Below are 25,826 nucleotides of genomic sequence, written 5' to 3' on the forward strand. Positions count from 1 at the left end.
GTCAACCTCGTGTGTTGCTGATTTCGCAATGGCCCGATGTTAAAAACGGCGAATATGAGCTGATTGAAAAAATCAAGCAGACCGGCTATAAGATCGTGGTCACAGATTACTTCGGCTTCAATGTCGACACCGGGGAGTGCCTGAATCAAGCCTCGTTGGCAAACGATTTTGATTTTGCAATCTCTTTTCATTACGACACGCCAAAATTCCTGAATATTCCCACCTTTCTGTGGGTAGCCAACCCACTGGAATTCATGCACCTGCGTGGCGACTACAGGACAGTTTTGCTGCATCACCTTCGTGCCTACGATGACTATCTGTACAACGGATCGGATACCCTGAAGGCTCATATTCGCAATATCGTCGGTAGCGAATGGCGCGAATCCTCCTTGGAAATGTTTCCATCATGCTCCAGTGAGGCAATGCTGCCCCCAAAATCACCGGACTCAATGGGTACGGATAAGGCAAGAAAAGTCTTCTATTGCGGTGTTAACTGGGAGCGTGGCACTGATCGCGCCGGCCGCGCGCAGGGCTTACTCGATATTCTGCAGGAGCAGGACGCCGGCGACTTCTATGGCCCGAACAAACTGGAAGGTATCAGCCCGTGGGAAGGCTTTAAATCATATCGGGGTGAAATTCCTTTTGATGGCGTAAGCATGGCCCGAATAATGCAGGACTACGGCGCCGTGCTGGCTATTTCCTCTCCAGCACATATGAAATCCCGCACGTCTTCAAGCCGCGTCTTCGAAGGCATTGCGGCCGGCGTGCCGGTGATCTCCGATAAGAACCCCCATGTCCAGGCCTTGTTTGGCGATCTTGTTTATTATTTCCATGGAGCCACGGAAGCCGAGCGCGCTGAGTCCATTCTCCACGCATTGCAGCAAATCAATCAAAACCCTGAAGAAGCGCGCGAGAAAGTAGTTAAGGCTCAGGCACTGATGAAGCAACGCTATTGCTTCGAACCGTGTTTTTCTAGCGCCCTTGCGGCAGTCAAACGGGATGCAAAACGTCGGGCTGATGGTACGCGAAAGCGGCTCGACGTATTCCTATTCCTTCATGATTCAGAGCAGGACCAGCCATTTACCAATATGCGTCATGTGGTGGAAGCCGCCGCATACGCCGCGCAGCGCAACAATGCAGAGGTTTTCATTAACTGTTGCAGTGAGGAAGGCGCCGCTGCACCGGCTCAGCCGCTGCCGCCGGATGTGCATTGGAAACCTTGGCAAACGTCAGATATAACCGCGCAGAAGTGGGCGGGCCTGCGGATGGGGGAAAAGGTCGCTTTACTCACCTCCCACGCTAGCGGCGAATTTGCGGTATTCATGACGCAATTTGATTTTCCCCACTACGATAGCCTTTCGAAGGCTCTTGATTGGTTCATGAACGATGGGGCGAACAATTCTGGTGGAGTCCATGTCGGTGGCTTTTATGTAGGTGATCTGGCACACAAGGCACCACTGGGCACTGTCGGGATTTTGCGTAACAACGCCTCGACTGCTTTATACCGATGGACCCAAAACAGCCTGGCAGAACACCAAACCGGTACGCTCATGTTTCACCGCAACGCGTATGGTTTGCTGACGGAAGAGAAAATCGGCCGCTTCGATGTTCTTCTACCAATAAGCGTTATTTTGGCGGCAAATAGTCATCAACTCCCTGTATATCGATCACGCCACGTCCTGCTGCGTGTGCAGCAGGGGCACTTTCATCGACATTACGAAGCGTATCGGAAAGCAACCGAAAAGGGATTCTGGGCACAGCATTATGAATTGGTGACCAACTACACGCATGAACTCAACGCATTATATGATGTTCACCATGAAGACCCCCTTGCTTGCGAAATCATTGACAAAGTATCCGGACATGGCCTTCCCTCCGCCCCCCCGCTGGATCCGGCTGTCCATGCGGTGAATCAGGTAATCGGCCGACTTCGCCCTGTCTATCGTAAGTTCAAAAAGGCTCGCGATATACTCATGTTTAAGAGAACATCATGACCAAGAGACTTGCTTATCTTGACATATTACGCGTAATTTGCGTTGGTTTGGTAATGTATGGGCATTACGTACTTGTGGGGGGTGGGGCCACCTCTATCCCCAATATCATTGCCCCTGGCGTGTCCTTACCATTGATCGACGCCTCTCAATGGCGCGCCTATGTATTCGAGATATTCCTTATAGAACATTTCTCAACTCAATCGGCGATACTTGGCGTCAGCTTATTCTTTCTTATTACCGGCTACTTAATGCCGATGATGTGCGAGCGATATGGACGGGTTGAATTTCTCGTGAATCGCTTTTTCCGAATTTTTCCGACCCTCGCGGCTTCACTCGCCCTTCTCGGTTTGTTCCTGTATTTTGCACAAGGCTTGATTTTTCCTGCAAGTCAATATCTTTCAAGCTTATCTTTACTATTTTTCTATATACCTATCGGTAGTGTTTCCACAGTGTTATGGACATTGGCTATAGAGTGCACTTTTTATATCATTGCTGCAATGATTGGCCGGTTTTCACTTACTCGTTTGGTATTTGTCCAGGGCTGTTTGCTTGCCATCATTCTGGCGGGTGTGAAGTATCCTGAAAATCATTACCTTTGGATTATGGCTTGGCAGGCCCGCTTCTTATTGATGATCAGTATAGGTTCGACCATTTTCCTTGCTGAACGAGCCTCAGGTCTTGCGGAGAAAATCCAGACTATTTTTCCTTCCATTTTTATCTCTGTGCTTGGATTCCAGATTTTCAAGAGCACAAAGGTGGACCCATCAACTTATGAAACAGTTGGCACACACTTGCTAGCTGTCTCCATTTTCATCTTATTCTGGGTTATTGGGCCGAAGTTAGTTAAGCGTACGCCTGGCTTCATTAAATTGCTCTCTGAAATGGTCTATCCGCTGTATCTGGTTCATGCAGCCATAGGGCTCGCAACCATGGCGGTTTTGCGAAGCACGGTATCCAACCCGTATCTTTTGCTGGCAAGCGCCGTTATCGCATCCATCTTCTTTGCGGGGATTCTGCACATCATTGCGGAACGACCTGGCATAGCCTTTGGCAGAAAAGCCGTGAATAGAATCGCAGGCCGCTCATATTTTCCCTGGGCAAAAGCAGGAACGCTACGTTCGGTGGTAGGCACCGTTGCAGCTCAAAAAGACCCTGCCTAAATTGATTAGCCCAGCTCTTAAGGAAAGCCAGCACGTCAAAAGCGTGCTGGTTGTTAGCTACTACGCTCCTTCCCGAGGGCACGCCGGCGGCTTGCGCCTACTCGACTTATATGCCGAAATTCGAAAACTGCGCCCCGAACTATATCTGGTACTTGTAACCTTCGAACAAGCTGATCAAGATCTACAGGAGATGGGCTGCGAGCGAATTTTTGATGAAATTTTCAGAATCCCTCTTAGCCAGATGCACAAAGGATTTGCCGATGAAATTCCTTTTAGGCAGGCGGACTTCGATCTGGTTGATCTTCAGTATCATCAGTGCGGGAAGCTGATAAATGCCAGCAAGCAACACTGGCCTTTGGCCACCGTCAACTTTAGCCCTATGGAATCGCAATTGCGTGCATGCGGCATCTTGTTGACTAGCAACCTGCTTTATTTGCTGGGAAATGTCCGTACGCTTTGTGCATCGGTTTGGCATGCCGCCCAGGAACTCATTCATGTAAAAGCCGCGGATCGTGTGGTAACAGTCTCGGACTCCGATCGCGCTGCCATTTGTCACTTCAAGTCGAAGGAACAAGTATTTTGCATTCCGACGGCTGTTTCTCGGCGAGAATTTCCAAAAATCAACGCGATAGCTTCTGCCACGCAACCTGTTGTGGTCTTTTTTGCCTATTTCGGGTCAAAGACGAACGAAGAAGCGCTTTTATGGTATTGCCAGAATGTGCATCCCTTGGTGCGGTCAGCCGTGGGCAGTTACCGCTTGAGAGTTGTCGGCCGAGACCTGGATCCCAACTTGAGGTCAACCTGCACGTTGAGCGGCATTGATATCGTCGGCACGGTTGAAACCGTGCAGGAGGCCCTGAGTGGAGCTGCGATTGGAATTGCACCCGCACTGAGTGGCGCAGGAATTCGTGGAAAAATACACCAGTACGCCATGCATGGTATACCATGCGTAGCATCTTCCATTGCGTGTGAAAGCTTGAGTTATATCCATGGAGAAAGCATCCTGGTGGCAAATGACGCAACGTCATTTGCTGATGCATGTATTTCACTACTCAAGGACGACCAGCAGAGAACAGCCTTAGGCAGACGCGCTCAGCAGGTTTGTTTTACGGAATACTCCTGGCATTCGATGGCCGATAGGATCGCTGATGCGTATCTCCTATGAACTCGACACTTTTTTGTAATTATCCTCTCTTCTTTGAATTTCAGCCAAAGGACCAATAATGGCCAAAAAAATATTGATCACTGGTATCACCGGACAAGTCGGCTCGCAATTGGCCGACTACGTGCTACAGCACACTGATTTTGATGTAGTGGGAATGATGCGCTGGCAAGAGCCAATGGATAATCTTTACCACCTGACAAGCAGAATCAATCGAAAGGATCGAATCAGCCTTTATTATGCTGATTTGAATGATGGCGCAGCGCTTTCGAGAATGCTGCGTGATCTAAGGCCTGATTACATTTCCCATCTGGCGGCGCAATCCTACCCAAAGACATCGTTCAACATACCTATTGAGACGCTGCAAACCAATATTATCGGCACAGCCAGTCTGCTCGAAGCCATCCGACAAATGCGTGAAGTAGATGGTTACAACCCTGTTGTACACGTCTGCTCTTCTAGCGAGGTATATGGGAAGGCCAAGCCAGGTGTGCCGCTATCTGAAGAGACAGCCTTTCATGGCGCAAGCCCCTATAGCATCAGCAAGATCGGGACCGATTACCTCGGGCGCTTTTACGGCGAAGCCTATGGAATTCGAACGTTTGTAACGAGAATGGGCACACATTCCGGCCCTCGGCGGAGCGATGTTTTCTTTGAAAGTACGGTTGCCAAACAAATTGCGCTGATCGAGGCTGGCCTCCAAGACCCTGTGATCAAGGTCGGGAACTTGTCCAGCACGCGAACCTTTCAAGATGCCCGGGACGCAGTCAGGGCTTATTTCCTGCTTTTGGAAGCAAGCGAAAAGGGGAATATCCCGTGCGGCGAATGCTTTAATATCGCCGGCGAAGAGGTATTCAAGCTGCCTGAAGTCATCGATCTGCTTCTGAGTCTAAGCACTCGGGATGACATCAAGGTAGCAACAGACGAAGATAGATTGCGCCCCATCGATGCGGACTACCAGATGTTCGACAATACCAAGATTCGCGCGGCAATCGACTGGAAGCCGGAAATTTCCGCTCGTCAGATGTTCACCGACCTGCTGAATCATTGGCGGGATGAAATTGGGAAGGGAAAAATTCCTTTGAATCGATAATTTCACCCTCCCAGCTTTTGGCCACTACTGGAGCTACCCAATGATTATCAGAGCCCGAGCCCCCCTTCGCCTAGGTCTGGCAGGTGGGGGTACCGATGTCTCCCCCTATTGCGATATCCATGGGGGATATGTGTTAAATGCAGCAATTGATCGTTATGCCTATGCTGTGATCAAGACATTGGATCAGCCTGTAGTGCGGTTTGCGGCAACAGACCAACAAACCGAGGAAGAACTGGCCATGTCGGCATCCTTGGCGCTCAATGGCAAGCTCGATTTGCACAAGGCCGTGTACAACCACATGGTGCAACATTACAACAGCGGGGTTCCTATTTCGTTGGAGTTGAGCACCTTTTGCGATGCACCTGCCGGATCTGGCCTCGGGTCTTCATCAACCCTGGTTGTCGCCATGATTCGCGCATTCGTTGAATTGCTCAATCTCCCGTTGGATGATTATACGATTGCCCATATGGCATTCAAGATCGAACGGGTGGATTGTCAATTGCAGGGCGGGCGCCAGGATCAATACTCTGCGACTTTCGGCGGGTTCAATTTCATGGAATTTTACGCGGATGAACGGGCGGTGATTAACCCTCTGCGTATAAAGAACTGGATCGTTTGCGAACTCGAGGCATCTCTGGTTTTGTTTTTTACAGGGGTTTCTCGGGAATCGGCCCGAATCATTGCGGATCAAAGCAAAAATGTGCAAGCGGGCGCAACTGATGCTCTGGAAGCAATGCATGGCATCAAGCGGGAAGCGCTCGTAATGAAAGAGTGCCTACTGCGTGGAGATTTCGCCGGGTTGGTGGAATCGATGCGCTTGGGCTGGGAAAACAAGAAGCGTTCCGCCAAGACGGTTTCGAATCCACATATAGATGAAATCTATGAGGCCGCCATCGAGGCGGGAGCGCTGGCGGGGAAGGTGTCCGGCGCTGGTGGTGGAGGCTTTATGCTGTTTTTTGTGCCGACAGAAAAGCGAATGGATGTCGTCCGCACGCTCAGCAAATATCAAGGGCAAGTAAGCAATTGCCATTTCACGAAGAATGGAACTCAGGCTTGGCGGATTTGACGTTTCAGTTAAATATAATCACTGGTTAGGAAGCGACAGAATGCGAAATTACATTACCGATAAAATCAGCGAAGCTCAAAAGGTCATGTCGGCAATGCTGGCCGATGAAGCGCTATTGGCCACTGTTGAAAGGGCTACTGAAGCATGTATCAATAGCTTGCGTAATGGAGGCAGAATCCTGTTTGCCGGCAACGGTGGAAGCGCCGCTGACGCACAACATATGGCCGGTGAATTTGTCAGTCGATTCGCCTTTGACCGCCCAGGGCTGCCAGCTATTGCGCTGACTACGGATACCTCCATCATAACCGCGATTGGCAACGATTATGGCTATGAGAAGCTCTTTGCTCGCCAGGTACAGGCTTTGGGCAACAAGGGGGATGTATTTATCGGATATACAACATCCGGACGCTCCCCCAATATTCTGCTGGCTTTTGAGGAGGCCCGTTCGCGTGGAATGGTGTGTATTGGCCTGACCGGAAATCGTGGGGGCAGGATTCAACAACTTTGTGATCATTTACTAGAAGTCCCAAGCGCAGACACGCCCAAAATACAGGAAGGCCATCTTGTCCTCGGGCATATTCTTTGCGGACTGGTTGAGCAAGCCTTGTTCAAGGCACCTGAATAATGGAAGCAATCGTACTTGCCGGGGGCTTTGGCACTCGTTTGCGCCAGGTTGTATCAGATGTTCCAAAGCCAATGGCGCCTATCGCAGGGAAGCCTTTCCTGGAAATATTATTGGCCTCCCTGGCGCGCAAGGGATTCGATCGGGTCATTCTCTCATTGGGTTTCATGGGTGAGAAGATTTCCGGCTATTTCGGCTCACAATTTGGTGGCATGGAGCTCGTGTACGTGCAAGAGGATTCGCCCTTGGGCACCGGGGGGGCGATCCGCCTGGCCATGACGCACTGCGAGAGTGATCATGTCTTTGTTTTCAATGGCGATACCTTCGTCGATCTCGAGGCCGATTTGGTTGAGCAGGTCTGGCAGAAGGACCAGCGACCTATCATTGTCGGCCGGGAGGTCCTGGATACCACGCGGTATGGCAGGCTGTTGGTGATGGATGGCACGGTCAAGGGATTTTCAGAGAAAGGCATGGCTGGCCCGGGTTTAATCAACGCAGGCTGCTATGTGTTTCCCAAGGGGCAACTTGATAGCTGGCCAGTTAATACACCTTTTTCCCTGGAAACCGATTACCTGGTCAGCGCCGTAACCCAAGAGCCAGTCAACGTATTCCAGACAGCGGGTTTGTTTATTGATATCGGCATACCAGAGGATTTTTCTTTGGCCCAAACCTTGTTAGCGGACTACGTGTGAAACAACGCGCGCTTTTTCTGGACCGAGATGGCGTCATCAATATCGACCATGGGTATGTGCATAAACCTGAGGATTTTGATTTCGTTAACGGGATATTCGAACTCATTGCCGCGGCCAAGAAAAATGGTTATCTGATTGTAATCGTAACCAATCAGGCAGGCATTGGGCGGGGCTATTATACCGAAGCCGACTTTCATAAGCTGATGAATTGGGTTCGCCAGCAGATTGTTCAGCAAGGCGGCGAAATCGACGCCATTTACTACTGCCCGGACCATCCAGAGCATGGCATTGGTCATTATCGTCGCGATAGCGAATTCCGCAAACCCGGACCGGGGATGCTTTTTCAAGCTCAGCGCGAACTTGATCTTGATTTGGCCGCTTCCATCTTCGTGGGGGACAATACGTCCGATATGCTGGCTGGGCAGGCAGCCGGAGTGGGTACGTTGCTGCATATCGGGCGGGAAAGCAGCGAGGGGCCAGGTACCGCAATCAGGAAGCTGGATGATGCTTTAGCTTATCTCATTGCAAAAAGTCAATGACCCAGTCCTATCTTGCGAATAGGCCATCTTAGATACTCTATATGCCACTCATTGAAGGGAAGCAGTTCAGAGCTGTTTCCCTATTCCCTATCAAGCACTCGCAAAGCTGCGACTTCAGCTTTCGTGAACACTCAACGCAACTTTTTGGAGAGTGCCCCTAATATTTTCAGCAAGGGCGCTTTACGCAGGGAAGAGAGCCTGACCCTATCCTTCCAGAATTCTGGCAATCGTACCATGGCGTCGATTTTCGCACGAAGGATGGTTCGGCTTTGTCCCCGGCGCATTGCAGCGAGAATCGCGATCAAATTTGCAAGAATATGCAACGGCAAAAACACAACAAGTAGCGCCATTGGCATATTGCGCGCATATACCCACACCAGATTGCGATGACCATGGTAAACAGCGAAATCGCTATGGCGTCCGCCAGAAGTGGCTGAGCCAATATGCGTGACAATTGCCTTGGGGGCATAGTAGGCATTAAACCCCGCCAAACGCAGCCTGAATCCAAGGTCAACGTCTTCACAATAACAAAAAAAACGCTCTTCAAAAAATCCGGTACAGCGCAGCGCATCCATTCGATAGAGCGCAGCGGCGGCACATGGCGCAAAAATCTGGCCTTCCTGCTCCTTGGCTGGTTCAATAGGTTGATTGAAATTGCGTCGCCACATCATGCCACTTATATGGTAACAATCGCCCGTCCCATCGGCACGAAGCGGCATGCAATCCATAAGCTGGAGTGAGCCGACCGAAGCGGCTTCCGGATGACGGCGGGCACAATCAATCAATGCTTCCAGCCATGCTGGCTCAGGAAAGGCATCCGGATTCAACAACGCCACGTATTCCGTTATTACTGTGCTCAACGCAATGTTGTTGGCATGGGCGAAACCAGTATTCGAATCAAGCCGGATCAGTTCGATATTCAGCTGTTCTTTCAAAAAAGCCAAACTAGCGTCACTGCTGGCATTGTCGACCACAACAATGCGTTGCGGCAGCTTTGTCTGACAGTTTAGTTTTTCAATACAACGTTCGAGCAGTTCCCCCGCATTCCAGTTAACGATGATAACGGTGACGGGTAAAACCTCTTTGGAAAAGATCGTAGTCACAGAATTGCTTTAGCTCGCATCAACCGTCCCTCTCCCCTTATTGCCTGCCTGCTGGTGAGCATCAATCTGAATTCGTCACTCACCAGTGACATTAAAAAGGGGGTCCGAAATGAATAGTGCAGATTTTTCGTTGCCGCTGGAGCGTTACTGATTTTTCTTTATGGCCCGCTTTCTTCCTCGCTGGCGCCGTATTACCAGCCAAGCAGGCGACCTGAACCGCACCAACTGCCGGTACAGATAGAGGTAGAGCAGCATGAAACCTGCAATAAAACATTGCAGTACAACCGGGTTCTTCCAGAACATCACCGCCGGCACCACGCTAGTCGAACACAATAACCACAAATACGGCGATGTCAGTGCATTGCGCGTAGTACGGTGGCGCACGTCAGTGCTGCCAACCGCCCAACGCACCAGGCGCTTGTAAACCAGCATATGCAGGTGCACGCCATCCGGCATGCCTGGCGACATCCCGCGGACGAACTTCTTTCGCCAGATCGAGAACAGCGTTTCGAATACCGGATAGATCACCACCAGCAACGGGAACCAAGGGCTGACCTGCTCATGACGCGCGACCAGCAACACCGCCAGCTCACCCACCATAAAGCCGATCAGGTATGCCCCACCATCACCGAGAAAGATGCTGCCTCGAGGGAAATTCCAGACAAAGAAACCAAGTATGGCCCCGATCATGGCAAATGCCGTGCGCCAGATCAGAGGGTCTTGCAACATCCAGCCCACATAGCCGAATGCTGCAAAGATCATGATCGCCACCATCGCCGCCAGACCGTTGTAGCCATCGATGATGTTCACCGCGTTGGCCACACCAGCGACCGCCACGGCGGTGAACAGCAGGGCCACCGGCCAGAACTGGACCATCGGGTCGAGCAGCGGTACATCCAGGCGGCCGATGCCGGCATCCAGCAGCCAGAAGCCAGCCATCGCGGCGACCATGGTCAGTATCAGCCGCGCCATGGGGGACACCGCTTTGGTCAGATCCTCGACCAAGCCACCCAGGAACGCCGGCAGGCTGACCAGGACCAGCAGCCAGAACGCGCGCTCCTCCACGATGCCTTTCACGGAATACCAAGTGGCCACGCCCAGCACACCGAGAAACACGCCGACGCCGCCGATACGCGGCACGGCGCGCGCGTGGAATTTCTGTACGCCGCCGAGATCGTGATCGGCGGAGAGACTACCGTGCCAACCGCGCGTGCGAATGATGGCCAGCGTGGCCAACAAGGAAATCAGGAAGCTGATGAATAGAACCTGCATGCGTTAACCCTGTTTACAGAAAGGCGCCCCCTTTCCGTTTTACTTCAAATACTTGGCAAGCCCACGTATTGCATAATGCACAAAGTAATATGCGGCCGCCACGGGACTCAGGCCGACCACTTCGCGATAGAGCTTCCACTGCCACGCCGCCGCATTTTTCTTATCGGCCGAAACCGTGCCGGCGTGCTCCCGATAAAGCGCCAATGGCTCTGGCAAACCCAGCACCTTGTCGCGACAAGGGCCGAACTCCGTGGCAATGCGTTGGGTCAGCAGCAGCCACAACGCCAGGTCCTGCCGCTTGCGAATATCGGGCATCGGCACCCGACCGAGCGCTTCAGCGTCGTAGATCGCGGTCAGGCAACCAATAAAGTTCGATTTCAGCAACAGCCCGTAATCCACCCAAGGTCGGGCGAGGACCGCCATATCGCCACGCGTCCCGTCCCGATCCATCTTGTAGTAGCTGGTGTAGCACAACAGCACGCCGCGCTCGCGCATCGCAGTGACCTGCCGTGCCAGTTTGGCTGGAAGCCAGGCATCGTCGCTGTCGAGAAAGGCGATGTAACGCCCTTTGCTCGCGGCGATGGCCAGATTGCGTGCCCTGGCCGGGCCGGTCTGGCCGCCGCTGCGCAGCAGGCGCACCCGCGCATCGGCTTCGGCATGATGTTGCACGCGCTCGACCGTGTCATCGGTGGAGCCGTCATCCACCACCAGTAATTCCCAATCGCCCCAGGTCTGCGCCCGGACCGATTCGATTGCCTGATCGATATAGGGGCCGGCGTTATAGGCCGGCATGACGATGCTGACCAGATCACCCATGCGAACATTCCTGTCGATAACGGTGCGCGCCGCGCAGTTCGGCGGCCACGAATTGCAAAAAGCTCATCTGTTCACGGTACAGGGGCCGCTTCTTCCAGGCGAACGCCAGCATGGTCAGGTAGCCGGCTGCGCCGAACAGACGCCATTGCAATGCGCCTTTGGACTCGGCCAGCGCCGGGGTAAAGCGGTAACCCGTGCTGACCGCCTCGTGAAACACCAGCGGCAAGTCGAGATGCCAGCCCTTCAAGCCACATCCGATAGCGTCGAACAGCAGAATGTTCTCCTCGCCCGACCCAAAAGGCGCGCCCAGGCCAAAGCGCTCATCGAAGCACAGTCCTGCATCGCGAAAAGCGTCCGGCCGCAGCGAGATCAGGCAGGACGATACCTGCAACACGCTGCGCCGCGTATGGGCCTTCAATCGTCCACTGGCAGTCGGGCGATGCGAGCCATTGTTGAAAGTGATGAAGTCGGCACCGGTGGCGGTATAGGCGTCGCGCAAGGCGGCGGCCAGTTGCGGCGCATGGTGGATGTCATCATCGGCCAGCACGGCGATATCGCCCCGGGCCAAAGCCAGGGCGCGGTTGCGGCTGCGCGACAAGCCGGTTTCCTGCATGCCCACCACGCGGGCGCAATCCGGATACGCCTGACCAGCGCCGGGCAGTTGGTCGATCACCAGGTACGACACCTCGGGCGTAGCGAACAGTTCGAGGTTGTGCGCCGCCTGGGAGCGCATGGTCGCGATCAGCAGTTCGACATTCATGGGGTGGCTCCCGGCAACGTCGCCAACCAGCTCGCCAGTTCCCCGGCCGGGCGTGGCAATGGCAGAAAGGCATCCAGCAGACTGCGTTGGCGTGGCGCCAAGCCGGCTTCCACCACCGCCAGCGCCGGCAATTCGATGCGGAATACCGGCCGGCCGTGGATCGCCGCCAGATTGACGAGGGCAGTGCTGTTGAAGCCAACCACCGCAACAGCTCCCGCCGCCAGCCGGCTCAACTCGATGGGGCCATCGGTGACGTCCAACGGCAGGTCGCCATATTTGGCGCGATCCTCGGCCGGATGGGGCCGTACCAGCAGCGCTAAACCCGCGACGCTGGCCATATGCCGCAACTCATCCAGCAAGGTACGATACTGCGCGACCTCCACCTGCCCCAGTTCCACCCAGGGCTGCGAAATGAAATACAACCGACGAGCGTCATCCGCCACGCCCGTCTGCCGGGCTCGGAACCATGCGGCGATGCGGGGCTCGACTTGCCAGCCCGTGCCGTGCGGCTGGTACAACGCCCAGCGCTGATCCGCCAGGATGCGCTGTGCGGTGGCGACCACCCATGCCCGCAACGCGGCACGCCAGCCCTTGCCGCCCTCGCGCCGGATCGCGGCCAGCCGCGCGCGCCAGTCGCCATAGCTGCCCAGACCTTCGTCCACCACCACGCAGCGCAACGGCCGCCATGGATTGGCACGCTTCAGGCGCAGCCATGGTTTGATGCCCGGCGCGCCGACCGCCAGATAGACCAATGTTTCGCCGCGCAGCCCACCCCACCCCGCTTCCGGGCCTACGATCCGGAGTGCCGGATGCGTTGGCAGGCCGCGCCGTACTTCGTCCAGGTCCACGTGTTGTCGGCCAAGAAAGCGGCTGAATCCCAGGCAGACGATGACGATCCGGTCGCCCGCCTGCAAGCGCGCCTCCACATAGGCGCCGACATACAGCAGATGCGAGGCGCTCGCCACGCCCGACAGGAAAATCCGCACCGCGCTCATGGCGCCTCCCGGCTCAAGCCGCGACTGGCGAGCCAGCGGTAGCATGCTTGCACCAGCGCCGACAACGTCAGCGCCGCCCCCATGCCGAGGATGCCCAGGGCAGGCGTCAACGCCAGCGCGGCGACGAGAAACGCCCCAACGCTGATCGCGTTGGCGACAAAGATGGCACGATCGCGACCACCCGCGTACAGATGGTAATGCCACGTCAGCGAGACCACCGACAGGCCATTGGCCAGCACCAGCAACACCAGCACCGGCCAGTGGGCTTCGTATTCGACACGCCCGATGTAGATCAGCAAGGGGTGGATCAGGATCAGACAGGCAATGGACAGCGCCAGCGTCACGGCGCCGATCTCGCGCAGCATGCTGCGTCGCAAGCGCGCCAGCTCATCCAGCCGTCCGGCCTTGTGCGCCTCGACCAGCCGCGGATAGCGCTGCGCAACCACCGAGGCCTCGAGCAACTGTGGAATGGCGGCGGCGATGCCGAAGAAGAAGGTATAGACACCAACGGTGGTGCGATCGGCGAAGAAATCCAGCAGGTAGCGATCGGCAATCAGCGGCACGCGCATCAGCAATGTGCCAGCCAGGAAGACCGCTGCGATGCGCAGCCCGCCCCACAGACGATTCAAATCGAGCGGCACGCGCGACACGCCGCGCCACGGCAGGCGCGCCAACGGCGCCGCGCCGACCAGCACGCCCAGCGCCGACCCACCCAGCCAGCACGCCAGCACCGTGGAGACCGACCGCGTCGAAGGGTCGAGCGCCATCACCAGGATCGCGCCATAGGCGGGCAGGCCGATGCGGCAGAAGAACACGACATTGGCACGGACATTGCGACGCTGGATCACCAGCAGGCGATAGACCTCGATGGCGAGGTGTTCGCAAACCAGAATCGCGCAGAACAGGAGCACCAGCGCCGGTGAAATCCCGCGCCATAGTCCGACCAGCGCCGCGCTAGCGCCCAGCAACAGGTAGCCACAACCATGCAATACCGCCTGATCGCGCAGCCGCGCCGGCCACTCGTTATCGGGGCGGCCGATCAGGTCGCGATTGGCATAGGTGTAGTAGTCCAGCCCCACCGCGAACACCGAATACGCCACGGCGGCGGTGAACAGGCCGTAAAAGCCCAGATCAGCGGGTGGCAGCACGCGCGCCAGATAGACCATCAGCGCGAACTTGCTGACCAGTCCGGCACCGCGCAGCACGAAGCCACCCAGCGCACCGTTGCGCCACAACCGCCCGATCACGGCTGGCGGCGCGATACCGCGCGGGGAAAGATCAACGAACGCCACGCCGGTTTCAATCGATCAGTTCCCACGCCAGCGGCGTACCCGGTGCCAGGTCGGTACGCGCGTGCCGGCCCAGCACCTCGCCATAGTGACGCGGGTGCAAGCCATCGGAAGGGCGTACCGAGCGCACATTCTGCGCAGTGAACGCCTCGCCCGCGCGAATCGGCGCGGTGACGAACAGCGAGCGGGCGAACTTGCGGCTGGCCGCCACCTTGGGCGTGAGCTCGTAGCTGACCGCGCCCAACGCCTGTTCGGCGACGCGCACCCCATCGACCATCAGCTTGAACTCATCCGGCGTCATCGAGAATGAGGCATCCGGGCCGCCAATGGCCCGGTCGAGGATGAAGTGCTTTTCGATCACGCGCGCGCCCAGCGCCACCGCCGCGATCGGCACCACGTGGCCCATGGTGTGGTCGGATAGACCGACCTTCACCTTGAAGGTATCCCGCAGATGCGGAATGGTCAGCAGGTTGGCCTCGCTGGCTTGCGCCGGGTAGGCCGACGTGCATTTGAGCAGTGTGATGTCGTCGTTGCCGACACGGCGGCAGGCGGCCACCGCCTCTTCGATGTCGGCCAGCCGGGCGATGCCGGTGGAGATGATCATCGGCTTGCCCTTGGCGGCAGCGTATTCGATCAACGGAATATCGTTGATTTCGAATGAGGCGATCTTGTAGAGCGGCACGTCCAGCGCTTCGAGAAAATCGACCGCGGTGAAATCGAACGGCGACGAGAAGAACACCAGCCCTTCGCGCGCGGCCTCGGCCTGGATTGCGGCATGCCACTCCCAGGGGGTGTAGGCCTGCTGGTACAGCTTGTACAGGGTAGTGCCGTCCCAGATCGTGCCAGACTTGATCTGGAAGTATTCGTTGTCACAATCGAGGGTGATGGTGTCAGCGGTATAGGTCTGGATCTTGATCGCGTCGGCGCCGCATGCTTTGGCCGCGCGCACGGTGGCCAGCGCGTTTTCGATATCGTGCCCGTGGTTGGCGGATAGTTCGGCGATCACGAAGGTGTGATCGGGGTAGGCAAAACGGCTCATCGGTTGTTCCATTCCCGGGCCAGCAGACCCATTAGCAGTAGATCGTGGCGACGCTCGTCGCGCAGGATGGCCTCGCGCCAGCGCCCTTCCTCGCGAAAGCCGAAGCGGCGGTAAGCCGCGATGGCAATCAGATTGTCCACCACCACTTCCAGCTTCAGCGTGTGCAGGCCAAGCCGGTCGAAACCCAGTTGGGCAATGGCTTGCAGCAGGCGCCGGCCCAGGCCCAGTTCCTCGCGGAACGGATTGCGATAAATGCCCAGCCAGGCTACGCCGTTGCGCAGATCCAACCGATGCAGCGACACCACGCCCAGCGTGCCGCCCGCGTCGCGCCCCAGAAAACTGAAATCGTGCGTCCGCTCGCGCTGCCGCGCCATGAAGGCAAGGTGTGCCTCGAGCGGAATCTCGCCGCCGCTGCCCATCCATTGCGCGATATCGGGATGGGTGCGCATGCGCCAGACTTCCTGCTGCTGCGCTTCGTCCAGGCCGGAGAACGGCAGCAGTTCGGTCGTACCGAAGGTAAAGGATTGATGCAGATCCAGCGTCATGAGGTTTCTCCTTTCAACCAGGCCAGCGCGCGGGCCACGCCCTGGCCATCCACGGCATCCTGCCCAGCCTGCGCCATGGCGTACCGTGTTTCGGGCGCGGTCACGGCGGCCAGTGCGGCCAGCACCTGCTCGTCCAGTTGCGCATCGTGCCACCAGCCAGCGGCCACGGCCGTGCCCAGTATCGGCCATTCGCGCAGTTGCTTTTGCTGATTGTCGGCCACGCCGATCAGGATGGCCGGTGTGCCGCAGCGCGCCAGTTCGCACACCGTCTGCCCCGCGGCGGAAATCGCCAGATCGGCCGCTAGCATCTGATCCCGCATCGCCATCGCATCCAGCCGGCAGTGCACAGTACAGCCAGCCGGTTCCGGTACTTCGGCGCTGCCGAGCACCACATGGATGTCGGCCCGAGGATAAGCCTGCCGCGCCAGTGCCACCATTCGGGACGTCAGACCCCGTGGATCGGTTCCGCCCATCAGCACCAGCAAGCGAGTGATCGCTGACACCACGTCGGACCGTCGCGGCACCTCGGCGAATGCCGGCCGCAATGGCTGCCACGCTGGCCCACGCGCCCAGCGCGCTTCGCCCCGATCCACGCCCACGCCTGGCGCGGCGTGGACCACCAGGCCATCGGGATACGCCAGCCGTTCCGTATCGTCGAGAAACATCGTGCGCCCGGCATGGCCGGATATCTGCCGCAGGGTATCGAGGGTGGCGCTGTAGGAATCGACGATGGCGACATCCTCCCCGCAGTCCGGCAACGGCGGCATTTGCTGCCACGCGTGCCACGCCACACATTCGCCGCCCAGCATGCCGCGCGCGGCCGCGTCGCCATCGACCACCCAGCGCACGTCACCACCGCTCTGGCGCCAGACCTGGGCGTAGGCGAGGCAACGCGACAGATGCCCCATGCCGCGAGCGGCGTCGCCTTCGCTGTACAGCCACAATGTCATGTCAACCGCCGCGCCGCAGGCGGTATTTCAGCTCAGCCAGCGCCCAGTCGGTTTCGGTATCGATGTCCTGCGCTTCCAACTCCGGGATTTCGACGGCACCGCTGTTCTCGGTAAAGATGCGCCCCGCCGCCAGGCAGCGCTCGGGGTGCAGCCAGTAGAACTGCCCGGCGTCGTGCAGTGCCGGCGGCAGATCCTGAGAGCGGCTGGCGTAATGCTCGGGCTGGAGCATGTGCACCCGGCCGTCGCCACCGCACCGCAACGCGCGCTCGATCGGATAACCGAAACGCACGGCCGGGAACACGGCATCGAAATCCTCGCGCTGGAACACCTCGTGCGCCTCGCGCAAGCGCAGCGGCGTGACCAATGGCGCAGTGGGCAGCAGACAGCAGACCTCCCGGAACTCGCGGCCCTGTGCGCGATAGGCGCCCAGCACCTCTCGCAGCACATCCATCAATCCGGCGAAGTCGTTGGCGTTTTCGCGGCTGCGCATGAACGGCACCAGCGCGCCATGCTCACGTGCCAGTTGCGCGATCCGTTCGTCGTCGGTGGACACCATCACTTCGGTGAACAGGCCCGACTCGAAAGCAGCGGCGATGGAATACGCCAGGATCGGCTTGCCGCAGAAATCGCGGATATTCTTGTGCGGGATGCGCTTGCTGCCACCGCGCGCGGGGATCAGCGCCAGGCGCTCCGGCAACGGGACGGGGGTCATGCCAGGCTCCGTACGGCCGCCACCACAGTGGCGACTTCTTCATCGGTCAGCGCCGCGTACAACGGCAACGACAGGCACTGCTCATAGTAAGCCTCCGCCACCGGGCAATCGCCGGGGCCATAGCCGTACGTTTCACGGTACCAGGGCTGAGTGTGGACAGGGATGTAGTGCACCTGTGTGCCGACACCGAGATCGAGCAGCTCGCGCATGACCTGCACGCGGGTCTTGCCCAATGCGGCGAAATCGATGCGTGGCACATACAGGTGGAAGCACGACGCCACGCCATCCGCCTCCACCGGTGTGCGCAGCCACGGCAGGTCGGCCAGCAGCGCGTTATAGCGCGCGACGATTTCGCGACGGCGTGCGGCAAAGCGATCCAGCTTCTTCAACTGGCTCACACCCAGCGCCGCCTGCATGTCGGTCATGCGGTAGTGCCAGCCCAGCGCGTGCATTTCGTAGTACCACGGCCCCGGATTCTGCGTGAGTAGCGCCGGTTCCTTGGTAATACCATGGGTACGCAGCAGCACCATCCGGCGATACAAGGCTTCGTCGTTGGTCATCACCGCGCCGCCTTCGCCGGTGGTCAACGTCTTCACTGGATGGAAGGAAAAGACCGTGGCATCGGCATAACGACAGTTGCCCACCAGGCCGCCGTCGCGATAGCGCGAGCCGATGGCGTGCGCGGCATCCTCGATCACCTTCAGACCGCGCTCCCGCGCCAAGGTGGATATCGCTTCCATCTCCGCCGGCTGCCCGGCGAAATGCACCGGCGTCAGCAACCGGGTGGCCGGGGTGATTCGCATGGCAATGGAGGCTGGGTCGATGTTGTAGCTCACCGGATCGATATCGGCGAACACCGGTTTGACACCGCAGTAGGCCATGCTGTTGGCCGATGCGGTAAAGGTATTGGCGCTGGTGATCCCTTCACTGCCGGGTGGCAGTTCCAGCGCCGCCACCGCCAGGTGCAGCGCGGCGGTACCGCTTGCCGCGACGACGCAATACCGGGCACCGGTGTAATCGCACAGCGCGCGCTCGAATTCCGCGATTTTGGGGCCCTGGGTCAGATAATCCGAACGCAGGGTATCGAGTACCGCGCGCTCGTCTTCTTCGTCCAGCCATTGGCGACCATAGGGGATCGCCATCTCAGATCTTCCCCACCTTGGCGCGGTTGGCGTCGATCCAGGCGCGCAAGGTGTCGATCTCCATCCATTCGCTGTTGTTATCGCTGGCGTAGACAAAGCCCTCGGGCACGCGCTTGCCATCCTTGATGCGCTTGTAGTCGGTGTGCCAGTTGTGGATGGCCGGCAGAATCTTGAAATGCTCGGGGTACTCGTAGGTGTAGAACGCATCCTCGGCGCCGATCATCTGCTCATGCAGCTTCTCGCCGGGGCGGATGCCTACCACATCCTGTTGCGCCTGGGGCGATACGGCAGTGGCGACGTCGGTGACCTTCATCGACGGAATCTTCTTCACGTAGATCTCGCCACCTTCCATATCCTCGAACGCATGCCACACCAGTTCCACGCCCTGCTCCAGCGTGATCATGAAGCGCGTCATGCGCGCATCGGTGATCGGCAGCACGCCCTGATCGGCGATGGACAGGAAGAACGGGATCACCGAGCCGCGCGAGCCCATGACGTTGCCGTAGCGCACCACGGCAAAGCGGCTGTCTCGCCCTCCGGCATAGGAGTTGCCGGCGACAAACAGCTTGTCCGACGCCAACTTGGTCGCGCCGTACAGATTGACCGGGCTACTTGCCTTGTCGGTCGAGAGCGCCACCACGCGCTTCACACCCTTGTCGATACAGGCATCGATCAGGTTCATCGCGCCGTCGATATTGGTCTTGATGCACTCGAACGGGTTGTACTCGGCAGTCGGCACGATCTTGGTCGCGGCGGCATGCACCACATAATCGACGCCATCCAGCGCGCGATAGAGCCGATCCTTGTCGCGCACATCGCCGATGAAGAAGCGCACGCGATCGTCGCCCTGGAACAGCTTGGCCATCTCCCACTGCTTCATCTCATCGCGCGAGTAAATGATGATCTTGCGGGGGTTATAGCGGGCCAGGGTCATCGGCACGAAGGTATTGCCGAATGAGCCGGTTCCGCCGGTCACCAGGATGGTGCTGTCATGGAGCATGAGTCGTCCTCGCTATAGGCACCGTCTCGCCCCGGCATGAACCCAGGGCGGCACGGCGCCACCAAATAAAAATGGCCAACCGCGTATTCTGCTGCGGCCGGCCCGGATGCAACGTAACGTTCGGTGCGCCTACCGACTCAACGCAACCTTTAGCATCGTGCGGCGTGCCGGACATACCAGGGCATCGCCACCGCTATGCCGTCGCGCAGGCGATGCGTCGGCACATAGCCGAGCTGGGTTTCGGCTTTGGAAACGTCCGCCAGCGAATGGCGCACGTCACCGGCCCGGAAATCGCGGTAGCCGGGCGCCGCCTCAGCCAGCCAGGGCGCCTGGGGCAGCAAGGACTGGCGCAAATCGTCGTAGAGCTGGTTCAGTGTGGTTCGCTCACCCACCGCGACGTTGTACACCCGGTGCTTGCCCTCGGCGTCGTCGGTGGTCGCGGCCAGCAGGTTGGCCTGGATCACGTTGGCGATGAACGTGAAATCGCGGCTGGTCTCACCATCGCCGTTGATGAACACCGGCTGGCGGTCGAGCATGGCGGCGACCCAGCGCGGAATCACCGCCGCGTAGGCACCGTCCGGATCCTGGCGCGGGCCGAATACATTGAAATAACGCAGCCCGACCGACTCCAGCCCGTAGCTGCCGGCAAACACGTCCGCGTACAACTCATTGGCGTACTTGGTCACGGCGTAGGGCGACAACGGCCGGCCAATACGATCCTCCACCTTGGGCAGGCCGGGATGGTCGCCGTAGGTGGAGCTGCTGGCGGCGTAGACAACGCGTTTGACGCCCGCATCGCGCGCCGCGATCAGCATGTTGAGAAAGCCGGTGACATTGACGTCATGCGACGTCAGCGGGTTGTCGAGCGAGCGCGGCACCGAACCGAGTGCCGCCTGATGCAACACGTAGTCGGCCCCTGCCACGGCAGCCCGGCAGGCCACCGGGTCGCGGATGTCGCCTTCGATAAAGCGGAAACGCGCCCATTGTTCAGCCGAAACCGTTGTGGCCACCTCATCGAGATTGCGCTGATGCCCGGTGGCGAAGTTGTCCAGCCCCACCACGCACTGGTCCAGCTTGAGCAGTGCTTCCAGCAGGTTGGAGCCGATGAAGCCCGCCACACCGGTCACCAGCCAGGTCTTGGGCTGAGTGGGCAGGGTAGCGAGCAATTGCTGAAATCGGGTCATCGATAATCGTTCCAGCGGCTTAGAGCCGCAAATCGCTTTCTTCCACGGTGAAGAGATACTTCAGGTCATACAACACGTGCAAGGGTTTGCCGAATGCGCGAATGCCGGCAACGCCCAGCTCCTTGAACTGGCGATGCGCGACAGCGACCACAATGGCGTCATAGCCGTTGGGGGTGGGCGCCGCCACTGGCACGATGCCGTATTCGTGTCGCGCTTCGGCGGCATCGACCCACGGATCGTAGACATCGACCGCGATGTTGTAGCCTTTCAGCTCCTGCACGATATCGACCACGCGGGTGTTGCGGATGTCCGGGCAGTTTTCCTTGAAGGTCAGCCCCATCACCAGGATGCGTGCGCCAACGGCAGGGATATCGCGCCGGACCATGGCCCGCACCAGCTGCGCGGCCACATGCGCGCCCATGCCGTCATTGATGCGGCGCCCCGCCAGGATGACTTCCGGGTGGTAGCCGATCGACTGCGCCTTGTGGGTCAGGTAGTACGGATCGACACCGATGCAGTGGCCACCGACCAGGCCGGGACGGAATGGCAGAAAATTCCATTTGGTGCCGGCCGCTTGCAGCACCGCCTCGGTATCGATGTCCATGCGATTGAAGATCAGCGCCAGTTCATTGATCAGCGCAATGTTGACGTCACGCTGGGTGTTCTCGATCACCTTCGCCGCCTCCGCAACCCGGATGCTCGGCGCCTTGTGCGTGCCAACGGTGATGATGCCGCGATACAGCGCATCGACGAATTCCGCCACCTCGGGGGTCGAACCGGACGTCACCTTGCGGATCGTGCTCAGACGATGTTCCTTATCACCTGGATTGATCCGCTCCGGACTATAGCCGGCAAAGAAATCGACGTTGAACTTGAGGCCAGAGACGCGTTCGAGCACCGGCACGCAGTCTTCCTCGGTCGCGCCCGGATAAACCGTGGATTCATAAATCACCACGTCGCCGCGCTTGAGCACGCGACCGATGGTTTCGCTGGCGCGAATCAGCGGCGTCAGGTCGGGGCGCTTGTATTGATCGATGGGCGTCGGCACCGTCACGATGTAGACATCGGCGCGGCGCAACTGCTCCAGGTCGGCGGTGAATTCCAGGCGGATGGCCGATTTCAGCTCGGCTTCATCCACTTCGAGCGTATGGTCCCGGCCTTGTGCCAGCTCGGCCACGCGCGCGGCATTGATATCGAAGCCGATGGTGTCATGCTTCCTGCCGAACTCGACCGCCAGGGGCAGGCCGACATAGCCCAGGCCAATGATGCCGAGCGTGACGTCTTCAATTGATCTCATTTCGCGCTTCCTTCAACCAGCAATGCCTGGATACCCATCAAATCAACGGCATTGAGAATGCCGGACACCATACAAAAAAAAGCCGCTTCTGGCGCGTTCTTTTTAGCAAAAATACGTGCAATAAAAAGCCCGTATTGCGACCACCCACTGGCGGCTGGATTCAAGCAAAACGGTTAAAATTCGTAGCCCCGCCGCCATCGATAAGGATTCGCCCCCGCGATGGAACAGGCAAGAAATCTGCCAAATTCACACGCTATTGCAGCCAATAAAAAACGCGCCATTTGGCGCGTTTTTTATTGGCTGCCGGATTTGCTAGAACGAAAATGCCGGTGCGGCAGGCGCGTTCTTCAGGCGCGGCAGGTTGTATTCGAACAGCTTCTCGGTGCGCCAGGCATCCTGATCCACGCGCAGGAACAACGTGGCGCTCATGATGGGCAACTCGCCAACCACCGCGATCAGGCGGCCGCCGACCGCCAGTTGGTCCTTCAGTGCCTGCGGCACCTCGGCCACCGAGCCGGTAACGATGATGGCATTGAACGGCGCCTGGGCATTCAGGCCCTGCACACCGTCGCCCAGTTCCACCCGCGCATTGCGGATGCCGGCACGCACCAGGTTTTCCTCGGCCGCGCGCTTCAGTTCCGGCTCGATCTCGACGCCATATACCTGCGCGGCCAGGCCAGCGGCGAGGGCCACCAGGTACCCGGTGCCGGCGCCGACCACCAGCACCTTGTCGGTCGATTGCAGCTCGACATCCTGCAACAGCCGCGCTTCCATTTTCGGCGAAAGCATACAGGCGCCATGGCCCAGCGGCAGTTCGGTATCGACAAAGGCCAGATTGCGTTTGTCGGTCGGTACGAAATCCTCGCGCTTCACGTCCAGCACGCGTTGCAGGACCTGCTGATCCAGCACCTCCCACGGGCGGATCTGCTGTTCAACGAGAAGGTAGCGGGCGTGTTCCCAATCCATGTTTGCTTCACCTCAAGACGTGCCGGATTTGGCTTGGTGCGGGTCGAAATTAACTTGTGATTATCCCATATGTTCTATACCGTGGGCAGCACTGTTATTTCGCTAGGGGTTCCGCGCCCCGCCTCGCGCCCAAGGCCGCGAGCAGGCCCGGATGAGAGAGTCCCTCAGCACCTGATCCGGTTCACACCGGCGTAGGGAAGCGAAACCGCCCTCCTCACCTTTTGGGCGTTTCCATCGCACCCTGTGCCGCCTTTGGAGACGCCATGAACAAGCCCGCCGAATTCCGCGCCGATACCGCCCATGTGGACGAGGCCGCGATCCAGCCGTTGCCGAACTCCCGCAAGATTTACGTCACCGGCAGCCGCCCCGACATCCGCGTACCGATGCGCGAAATCAGCCAGACCGACACCCCGACGGCCTTTGGCGGCGAGCAGAACCCGCCCATCTACGTCTACGACTGTTCCGGCCCCTACACCGACCCGCAGGCGCGCATCGATGTCCGCAAGGGCCTGGCGCCGATCCGCGCCGCCTGGATCGACGAGCGCGGCGACACCGAACTGCTATCCGGCCTGACCAGCGAATACGGCCGCATGCGCGAGGCCGACGCCTCGCTCGACCCGCTGCGCTTCGAGCTGACGCGTCAGCCGCGCAAGGCCAAGGCCGGAGCCAACGTCAGCCAGATGCACTACGCGCGGCGGGGCATCGTCACGCCGGAAATGGAATACATCGCCATCCGCGAGAACCTGCAACGCGAACAGTACATGGAAAGCCTGAAGGCGCTGGGCGCCAAGGGCGAAAAGATGGCAGCGATGATGTTGCGCCAGCATCCGGGCCACGACTTCGGCGCCAATATCCCCAAGATCATCACGCCTGAGTTCGTGCGCGAAGAAGTGGCACGCGGCCGTGCCATCATCCCCGCCAACATCAACCACCCCGAATGCGAACCGATGATCATCGGCCGCAACTTCCTGGTGAAGATCAACGGCAACATCGGCAACAGCGCCGTCACCTCGTCGATCAACGAGGAAGTGGACAAGATGACCTGGGGCATCCGCTGGGGTGCCGACACCATCATGGATCTGTCCACCGGCAAGAATATCCATGAAACCCGCGAGTGGATCCTGCGCAACTCACCGGTGCCGATCGGCACCGTACCGATCTACCAGGCACTGGAAAAGGTGGACGGCAAGGCCGAGGAGCTGACGTGGGAGCTGTTCCGCGACACACTCATCGAGCAGGCCGAACAAGGCGTCGACTACTTCACCATCCACGCCGGCGTACTGCTGCGCTATGTACCGCTCACCGCCAACCGCATGACCGGCATTGTCTCGCGTGGTGGCTCCATCATGGCCAAGTGGTGCCTGGCGCATCACAAGGAAAGCTTCCTCTACACGCACTTCGAGGAAATCTGCGAAATCATGAAGGCGTACGACGTCAGCTTCAGCCTGGGCGACGGCCTGCGCCCCGGCAGCGTCTGGGATGCCAACGATGACGCGCAACTGGGCGAACTGAAGACACTGGGCGAACTGACGCAGATTGCCTGGAAGCACGACGTGCAGACCATGATCGAAGGCCCGGGCCATGTGCCGATGCAATTGATCAAGGAGAACATGGATCTCCAGCTCGACTGGTGCGACGAAGCCCCGTTCTACACCCTGGGCCCGTTGACCACTGACATCGCCCCCGGCTACGACCACATCACCAGCGCCATTGGCGCCGCACAGATCGGCTGGTACGGCTGCGCCATGCTCTGTTATGTGACGCCCAAGGAGCACCTGGGCCTGCCCAACAAGGATGACGTCAAGGAAGGCATCATCACCTACAAACTGGCCGCGCATGCCGCCGATCTGGCCAAGGGTCATCCGGGCGCGCAGATCCGCGACAACGCCTTGTCCAAGGCCCGTTTCGAGTTCCGCTGGGAAGACCAGTTCAACCTCGGCCTGGACCCGGATCGCGCGCGCGAATTCCACGACGAAACACTGCCGCAGCAAGGCGCCAAGGTGGCGCACTTCTGCTCGATGTGCGGCCCGCACTTCTGCTCGATGAAAATCACGCAGGACGTGCGCGACTACGCCGAAAAGCAGGGCATCAGCGAGAACGAAGCCTTGCAGCAAGGCATGGAGAGCAAATCCATCGAATTCGTGCGCAAGGGTGCGCAGGTGTACCACAAGGAATGATCCGTTACGGCGGGCGGACCACCGCCCGCTGCGCGGATGTAATACCAGATGGCGGCGCGGGGATTGAAATCGCGCCGCCAACATCTATCTATTATCAATAACCCTCGCCCGCACTCGGCCCGATCACCCTTCAGCCAGGACAGCTCAGTTCAATACCGATCAACCACCTGCCCACCCAACCCGACATCGCCCCGTCGGTCAAGCATTTTCCCTCTGTTCGCTAAAAACATGTATGCTACGCGGTTGGCATC

General features: G+C 58.5%; 25 protein-coding genes and 1 riboswitch. Of the genes, 9 read left to right on the top strand and 16 right to left on the bottom strand.

Annotation, left to right across the window (positions count from 1 at the left end; translation table 11 throughout):
• The first annotated feature begins 11 nt into the window (after positions 1-11).
• The 8 genes from FAZ21_RS02750 to FAZ21_RS02785 are packed head-to-tail and all read left to right on the top strand — an operon-like array spanning position 12 to position 8,328.
• The gene (locus FAZ21_RS02750; protein ID WP_136771757.1) at positions 12-1,994 is read left to right on the top strand and encodes a glycosyltransferase family protein; all 1,983 of its coding nucleotides are present in this window, start codon (positions 12-14) and stop codon (positions 1,992-1,994) included.
• Entirely contained in the window at positions 1,991-3,154 is a 1,164-nt protein-coding gene (locus FAZ21_RS02755; protein WP_136771758.1) for an acyltransferase family protein, read from the top strand. Before FAZ21_RS02750 ends, FAZ21_RS02755 begins: the two co-directional genes overlap by 4 nt.
• A complete protein-coding gene (locus FAZ21_RS02760; RefSeq protein WP_136771759.1) occupies positions 3,129-4,319 on the top strand; it encodes a glycosyltransferase family 4 protein in 1,191 nt (396 codons plus the stop codon). The genes FAZ21_RS02755 and FAZ21_RS02760 overlap by 26 nt, the downstream gene beginning before the upstream one ends.
• Before the next feature lie 58 nt (positions 4,320-4,377).
• Positions 4,378-5,409 (top strand): GDP-mannose 4,6-dehydratase, encoded by a 1,032-nt coding sequence (locus FAZ21_RS02765; RefSeq protein ID WP_136771760.1) that lies wholly within the window; start codon positions 4,378-4,380, stop codon positions 5,407-5,409.
• A 40-nt stretch (positions 5,410-5,449) separates the two neighbouring features.
• Positions 5,450-6,475, top strand: a complete 1,026-nt coding sequence (locus tag FAZ21_RS02770; RefSeq protein WP_136771761.1) for a GHMP family kinase ATP-binding protein — start codon at positions 5,450-5,452, stop codon at positions 6,473-6,475.
• Between the two features lie 40 nt (positions 6,476-6,515).
• On the top strand, positions 6,516-7,100 hold the full coding sequence (locus tag FAZ21_RS02775) for a D-sedoheptulose 7-phosphate isomerase (protein WP_211243345.1): 585 nt from the start codon (positions 6,516-6,518) through the stop codon (positions 7,098-7,100).
• On the top strand, positions 7,100-7,789 hold the full coding sequence (locus tag FAZ21_RS02780; protein ID WP_136771762.1) for a nucleotidyltransferase family protein: 690 nt from the start codon (positions 7,100-7,102) through the stop codon (positions 7,787-7,789). Before FAZ21_RS02775 ends, FAZ21_RS02780 begins: the two co-directional genes overlap by 1 nt.
• A complete protein-coding gene (locus FAZ21_RS02785; RefSeq protein WP_136771763.1) occupies positions 7,786-8,328 on the top strand; it encodes a D-glycero-alpha-D-manno-heptose-1,7-bisphosphate 7-phosphatase in 543 nt (180 codons plus the stop codon). Before FAZ21_RS02780 ends, FAZ21_RS02785 begins: the two co-directional genes overlap by 4 nt.
• Before the next feature lie 131 nt (positions 8,329-8,459).
• Here FAZ21_RS02785 and FAZ21_RS02790 read toward each other — a convergent pair whose 3' ends face one another.
• The 16 genes from FAZ21_RS02790 to FAZ21_RS02860 all read right to left on the bottom strand — a co-directional run bounded on the left by FAZ21_RS02790 (position 8,460) and on the right by FAZ21_RS02860 (position 23,398).
• Complete coding sequence (locus FAZ21_RS02790) at positions 8,460-9,431, bottom strand: glycosyltransferase family 2 protein (protein ID WP_136771764.1); 972 nt, start codon at positions 9,429-9,431, stop codon at positions 8,460-8,462.
• 144 nt (positions 9,432-9,575) lie between these two features.
• Entirely contained in the window at positions 9,576-10,703 is a 1,128-nt protein-coding gene (locus FAZ21_RS02795; RefSeq protein WP_136771765.1) for an MraY family glycosyltransferase, read from the bottom strand.
• Between the two features lie 39 nt (positions 10,704-10,742).
• Positions 10,743-11,519, bottom strand: a complete 777-nt coding sequence (locus tag FAZ21_RS02800; protein WP_136771766.1) for a glycosyltransferase family 2 protein — start codon at positions 11,517-11,519, stop codon at positions 10,743-10,745.
• Positions 11,512-12,279 carry a glycosyltransferase family A protein gene (locus FAZ21_RS02805; RefSeq protein WP_136771767.1) on the bottom strand — a complete coding sequence of 256 codons (768 nt, stop codon included), beginning with the start codon at positions 12,277-12,279 and terminating at the stop codon, positions 11,512-11,514. The genes FAZ21_RS02800 and FAZ21_RS02805 overlap by 8 nt, the downstream gene beginning before the upstream one ends.
• The gene (locus tag FAZ21_RS02810; RefSeq protein ID WP_136771768.1) at positions 12,276-13,274 is read right to left on the bottom strand and encodes a hypothetical protein; all 999 of its coding nucleotides are present in this window, start codon (positions 13,272-13,274) and stop codon (positions 12,276-12,278) included. Before FAZ21_RS02810 ends, FAZ21_RS02805 begins: the two co-directional genes overlap by 4 nt.
• Positions 13,271-14,566 carry a lipopolysaccharide biosynthesis protein gene (locus FAZ21_RS02815; RefSeq protein WP_136771769.1) on the bottom strand — a complete coding sequence of 432 codons (1,296 nt, stop codon included), beginning with the start codon at positions 14,564-14,566 and terminating at the stop codon, positions 13,271-13,273. Before FAZ21_RS02815 ends, FAZ21_RS02810 begins: the two co-directional genes overlap by 4 nt.
• Before the next feature lie 7 nt (positions 14,567-14,573).
• Positions 14,574-15,602 (bottom strand): pseudaminic acid synthase, encoded by a 1,029-nt coding sequence (pseI, locus tag FAZ21_RS02820; protein ID WP_136771770.1) that lies wholly within the window; start codon positions 15,600-15,602, stop codon positions 14,574-14,576.
• The gene (gene pseH, locus FAZ21_RS02825; protein ID WP_136771771.1) at positions 15,599-16,147 is read right to left on the bottom strand and encodes a UDP-4-amino-4,6-dideoxy-N-acetyl-beta-L-altrosamine N-acetyltransferase; all 549 of its coding nucleotides are present in this window, start codon (positions 16,145-16,147) and stop codon (positions 15,599-15,601) included. The genes pseI and pseH overlap by 4 nt, the downstream gene beginning before the upstream one ends.
• A complete protein-coding gene (locus tag FAZ21_RS02830) occupies positions 16,144-17,097 on the bottom strand; it encodes a glycosyltransferase (RefSeq protein ID WP_136771772.1) in 954 nt (317 codons plus the stop codon). The genes pseH and FAZ21_RS02830 overlap by 4 nt, the downstream gene beginning before the upstream one ends.
• Before the next feature lies 1 nt (position 17,098).
• A complete protein-coding gene (gene pseF, locus FAZ21_RS02835; RefSeq protein ID WP_136771773.1) occupies positions 17,099-17,809 on the bottom strand; it encodes a pseudaminic acid cytidylyltransferase in 711 nt (236 codons plus the stop codon).
• Entirely contained in the window at positions 17,806-18,951 is a 1,146-nt protein-coding gene (pseC, locus tag FAZ21_RS02840) for a UDP-4-amino-4,6-dideoxy-N-acetyl-beta-L-altrosamine transaminase (RefSeq protein WP_136771774.1), read from the bottom strand. The genes pseF and pseC overlap by 4 nt, the downstream gene beginning before the upstream one ends.
• 1 nt (position 18,952) lies before the next feature.
• On the bottom strand, positions 18,953-19,951 hold the full coding sequence (gene pseB, locus FAZ21_RS02845; protein ID WP_136771775.1) for a UDP-N-acetylglucosamine 4,6-dehydratase (inverting): 999 nt from the start codon (positions 19,949-19,951) through the stop codon (positions 18,953-18,955).
• 149 nt (positions 19,952-20,100) lie between these two features.
• Positions 20,101-21,135 (bottom strand): SDR family oxidoreductase, encoded by a 1,035-nt coding sequence (locus FAZ21_RS02850; protein ID WP_136771776.1) that lies wholly within the window; start codon positions 21,133-21,135, stop codon positions 20,101-20,103.
• A 19-nt stretch (positions 21,136-21,154) separates the two neighbouring features.
• Positions 21,155-22,432 (bottom strand): Vi polysaccharide biosynthesis UDP-N-acetylglucosamine C-6 dehydrogenase TviB, encoded by a 1,278-nt coding sequence (gene tviB, locus FAZ21_RS02855; RefSeq protein ID WP_136771777.1) that lies wholly within the window; start codon positions 22,430-22,432, stop codon positions 21,155-21,157.
• Complete coding sequence (locus FAZ21_RS20145; protein ID WP_169307218.1) at positions 22,429-22,596, bottom strand: hypothetical protein; 168 nt, start codon at positions 22,594-22,596, stop codon at positions 22,429-22,431. The genes tviB and FAZ21_RS20145 overlap by 4 nt, the downstream gene beginning before the upstream one ends.
• Before the next feature lie 148 nt (positions 22,597-22,744).
• Positions 22,745-23,398: a protein-L-isoaspartate O-methyltransferase family protein gene (locus FAZ21_RS02860; RefSeq protein WP_136771778.1), complete on the bottom strand. Its 654-nt coding sequence runs from the start codon at positions 23,396-23,398 to the stop codon at positions 22,745-22,747.
• 94 nt (positions 23,399-23,492) lie between these two features.
• Positions 23,493-23,613, top strand: a riboswitch (TPP riboswitch).
• Between the two features lie 48 nt (positions 23,614-23,661).
• On the opposite strand from FAZ21_RS02860, the gene thiC reads away from it, so the two are divergent.
• Positions 23,662-25,575, top strand: a complete 1,914-nt coding sequence (gene thiC / locus FAZ21_RS02865; protein ID WP_136771779.1) for a phosphomethylpyrimidine synthase ThiC — start codon at positions 23,662-23,664, stop codon at positions 25,573-25,575.
• The last annotated feature ends 251 nt before the right edge of the window (positions 25,576-25,826 follow it).

This window comes from Chitiniphilus eburneus (assembly GCF_005048205.1).
Classification (GTDB): Bacteria; Pseudomonadota; Gammaproteobacteria; order Burkholderiales; family Chitinibacteraceae; genus Chitiniphilus; species Chitiniphilus eburneus.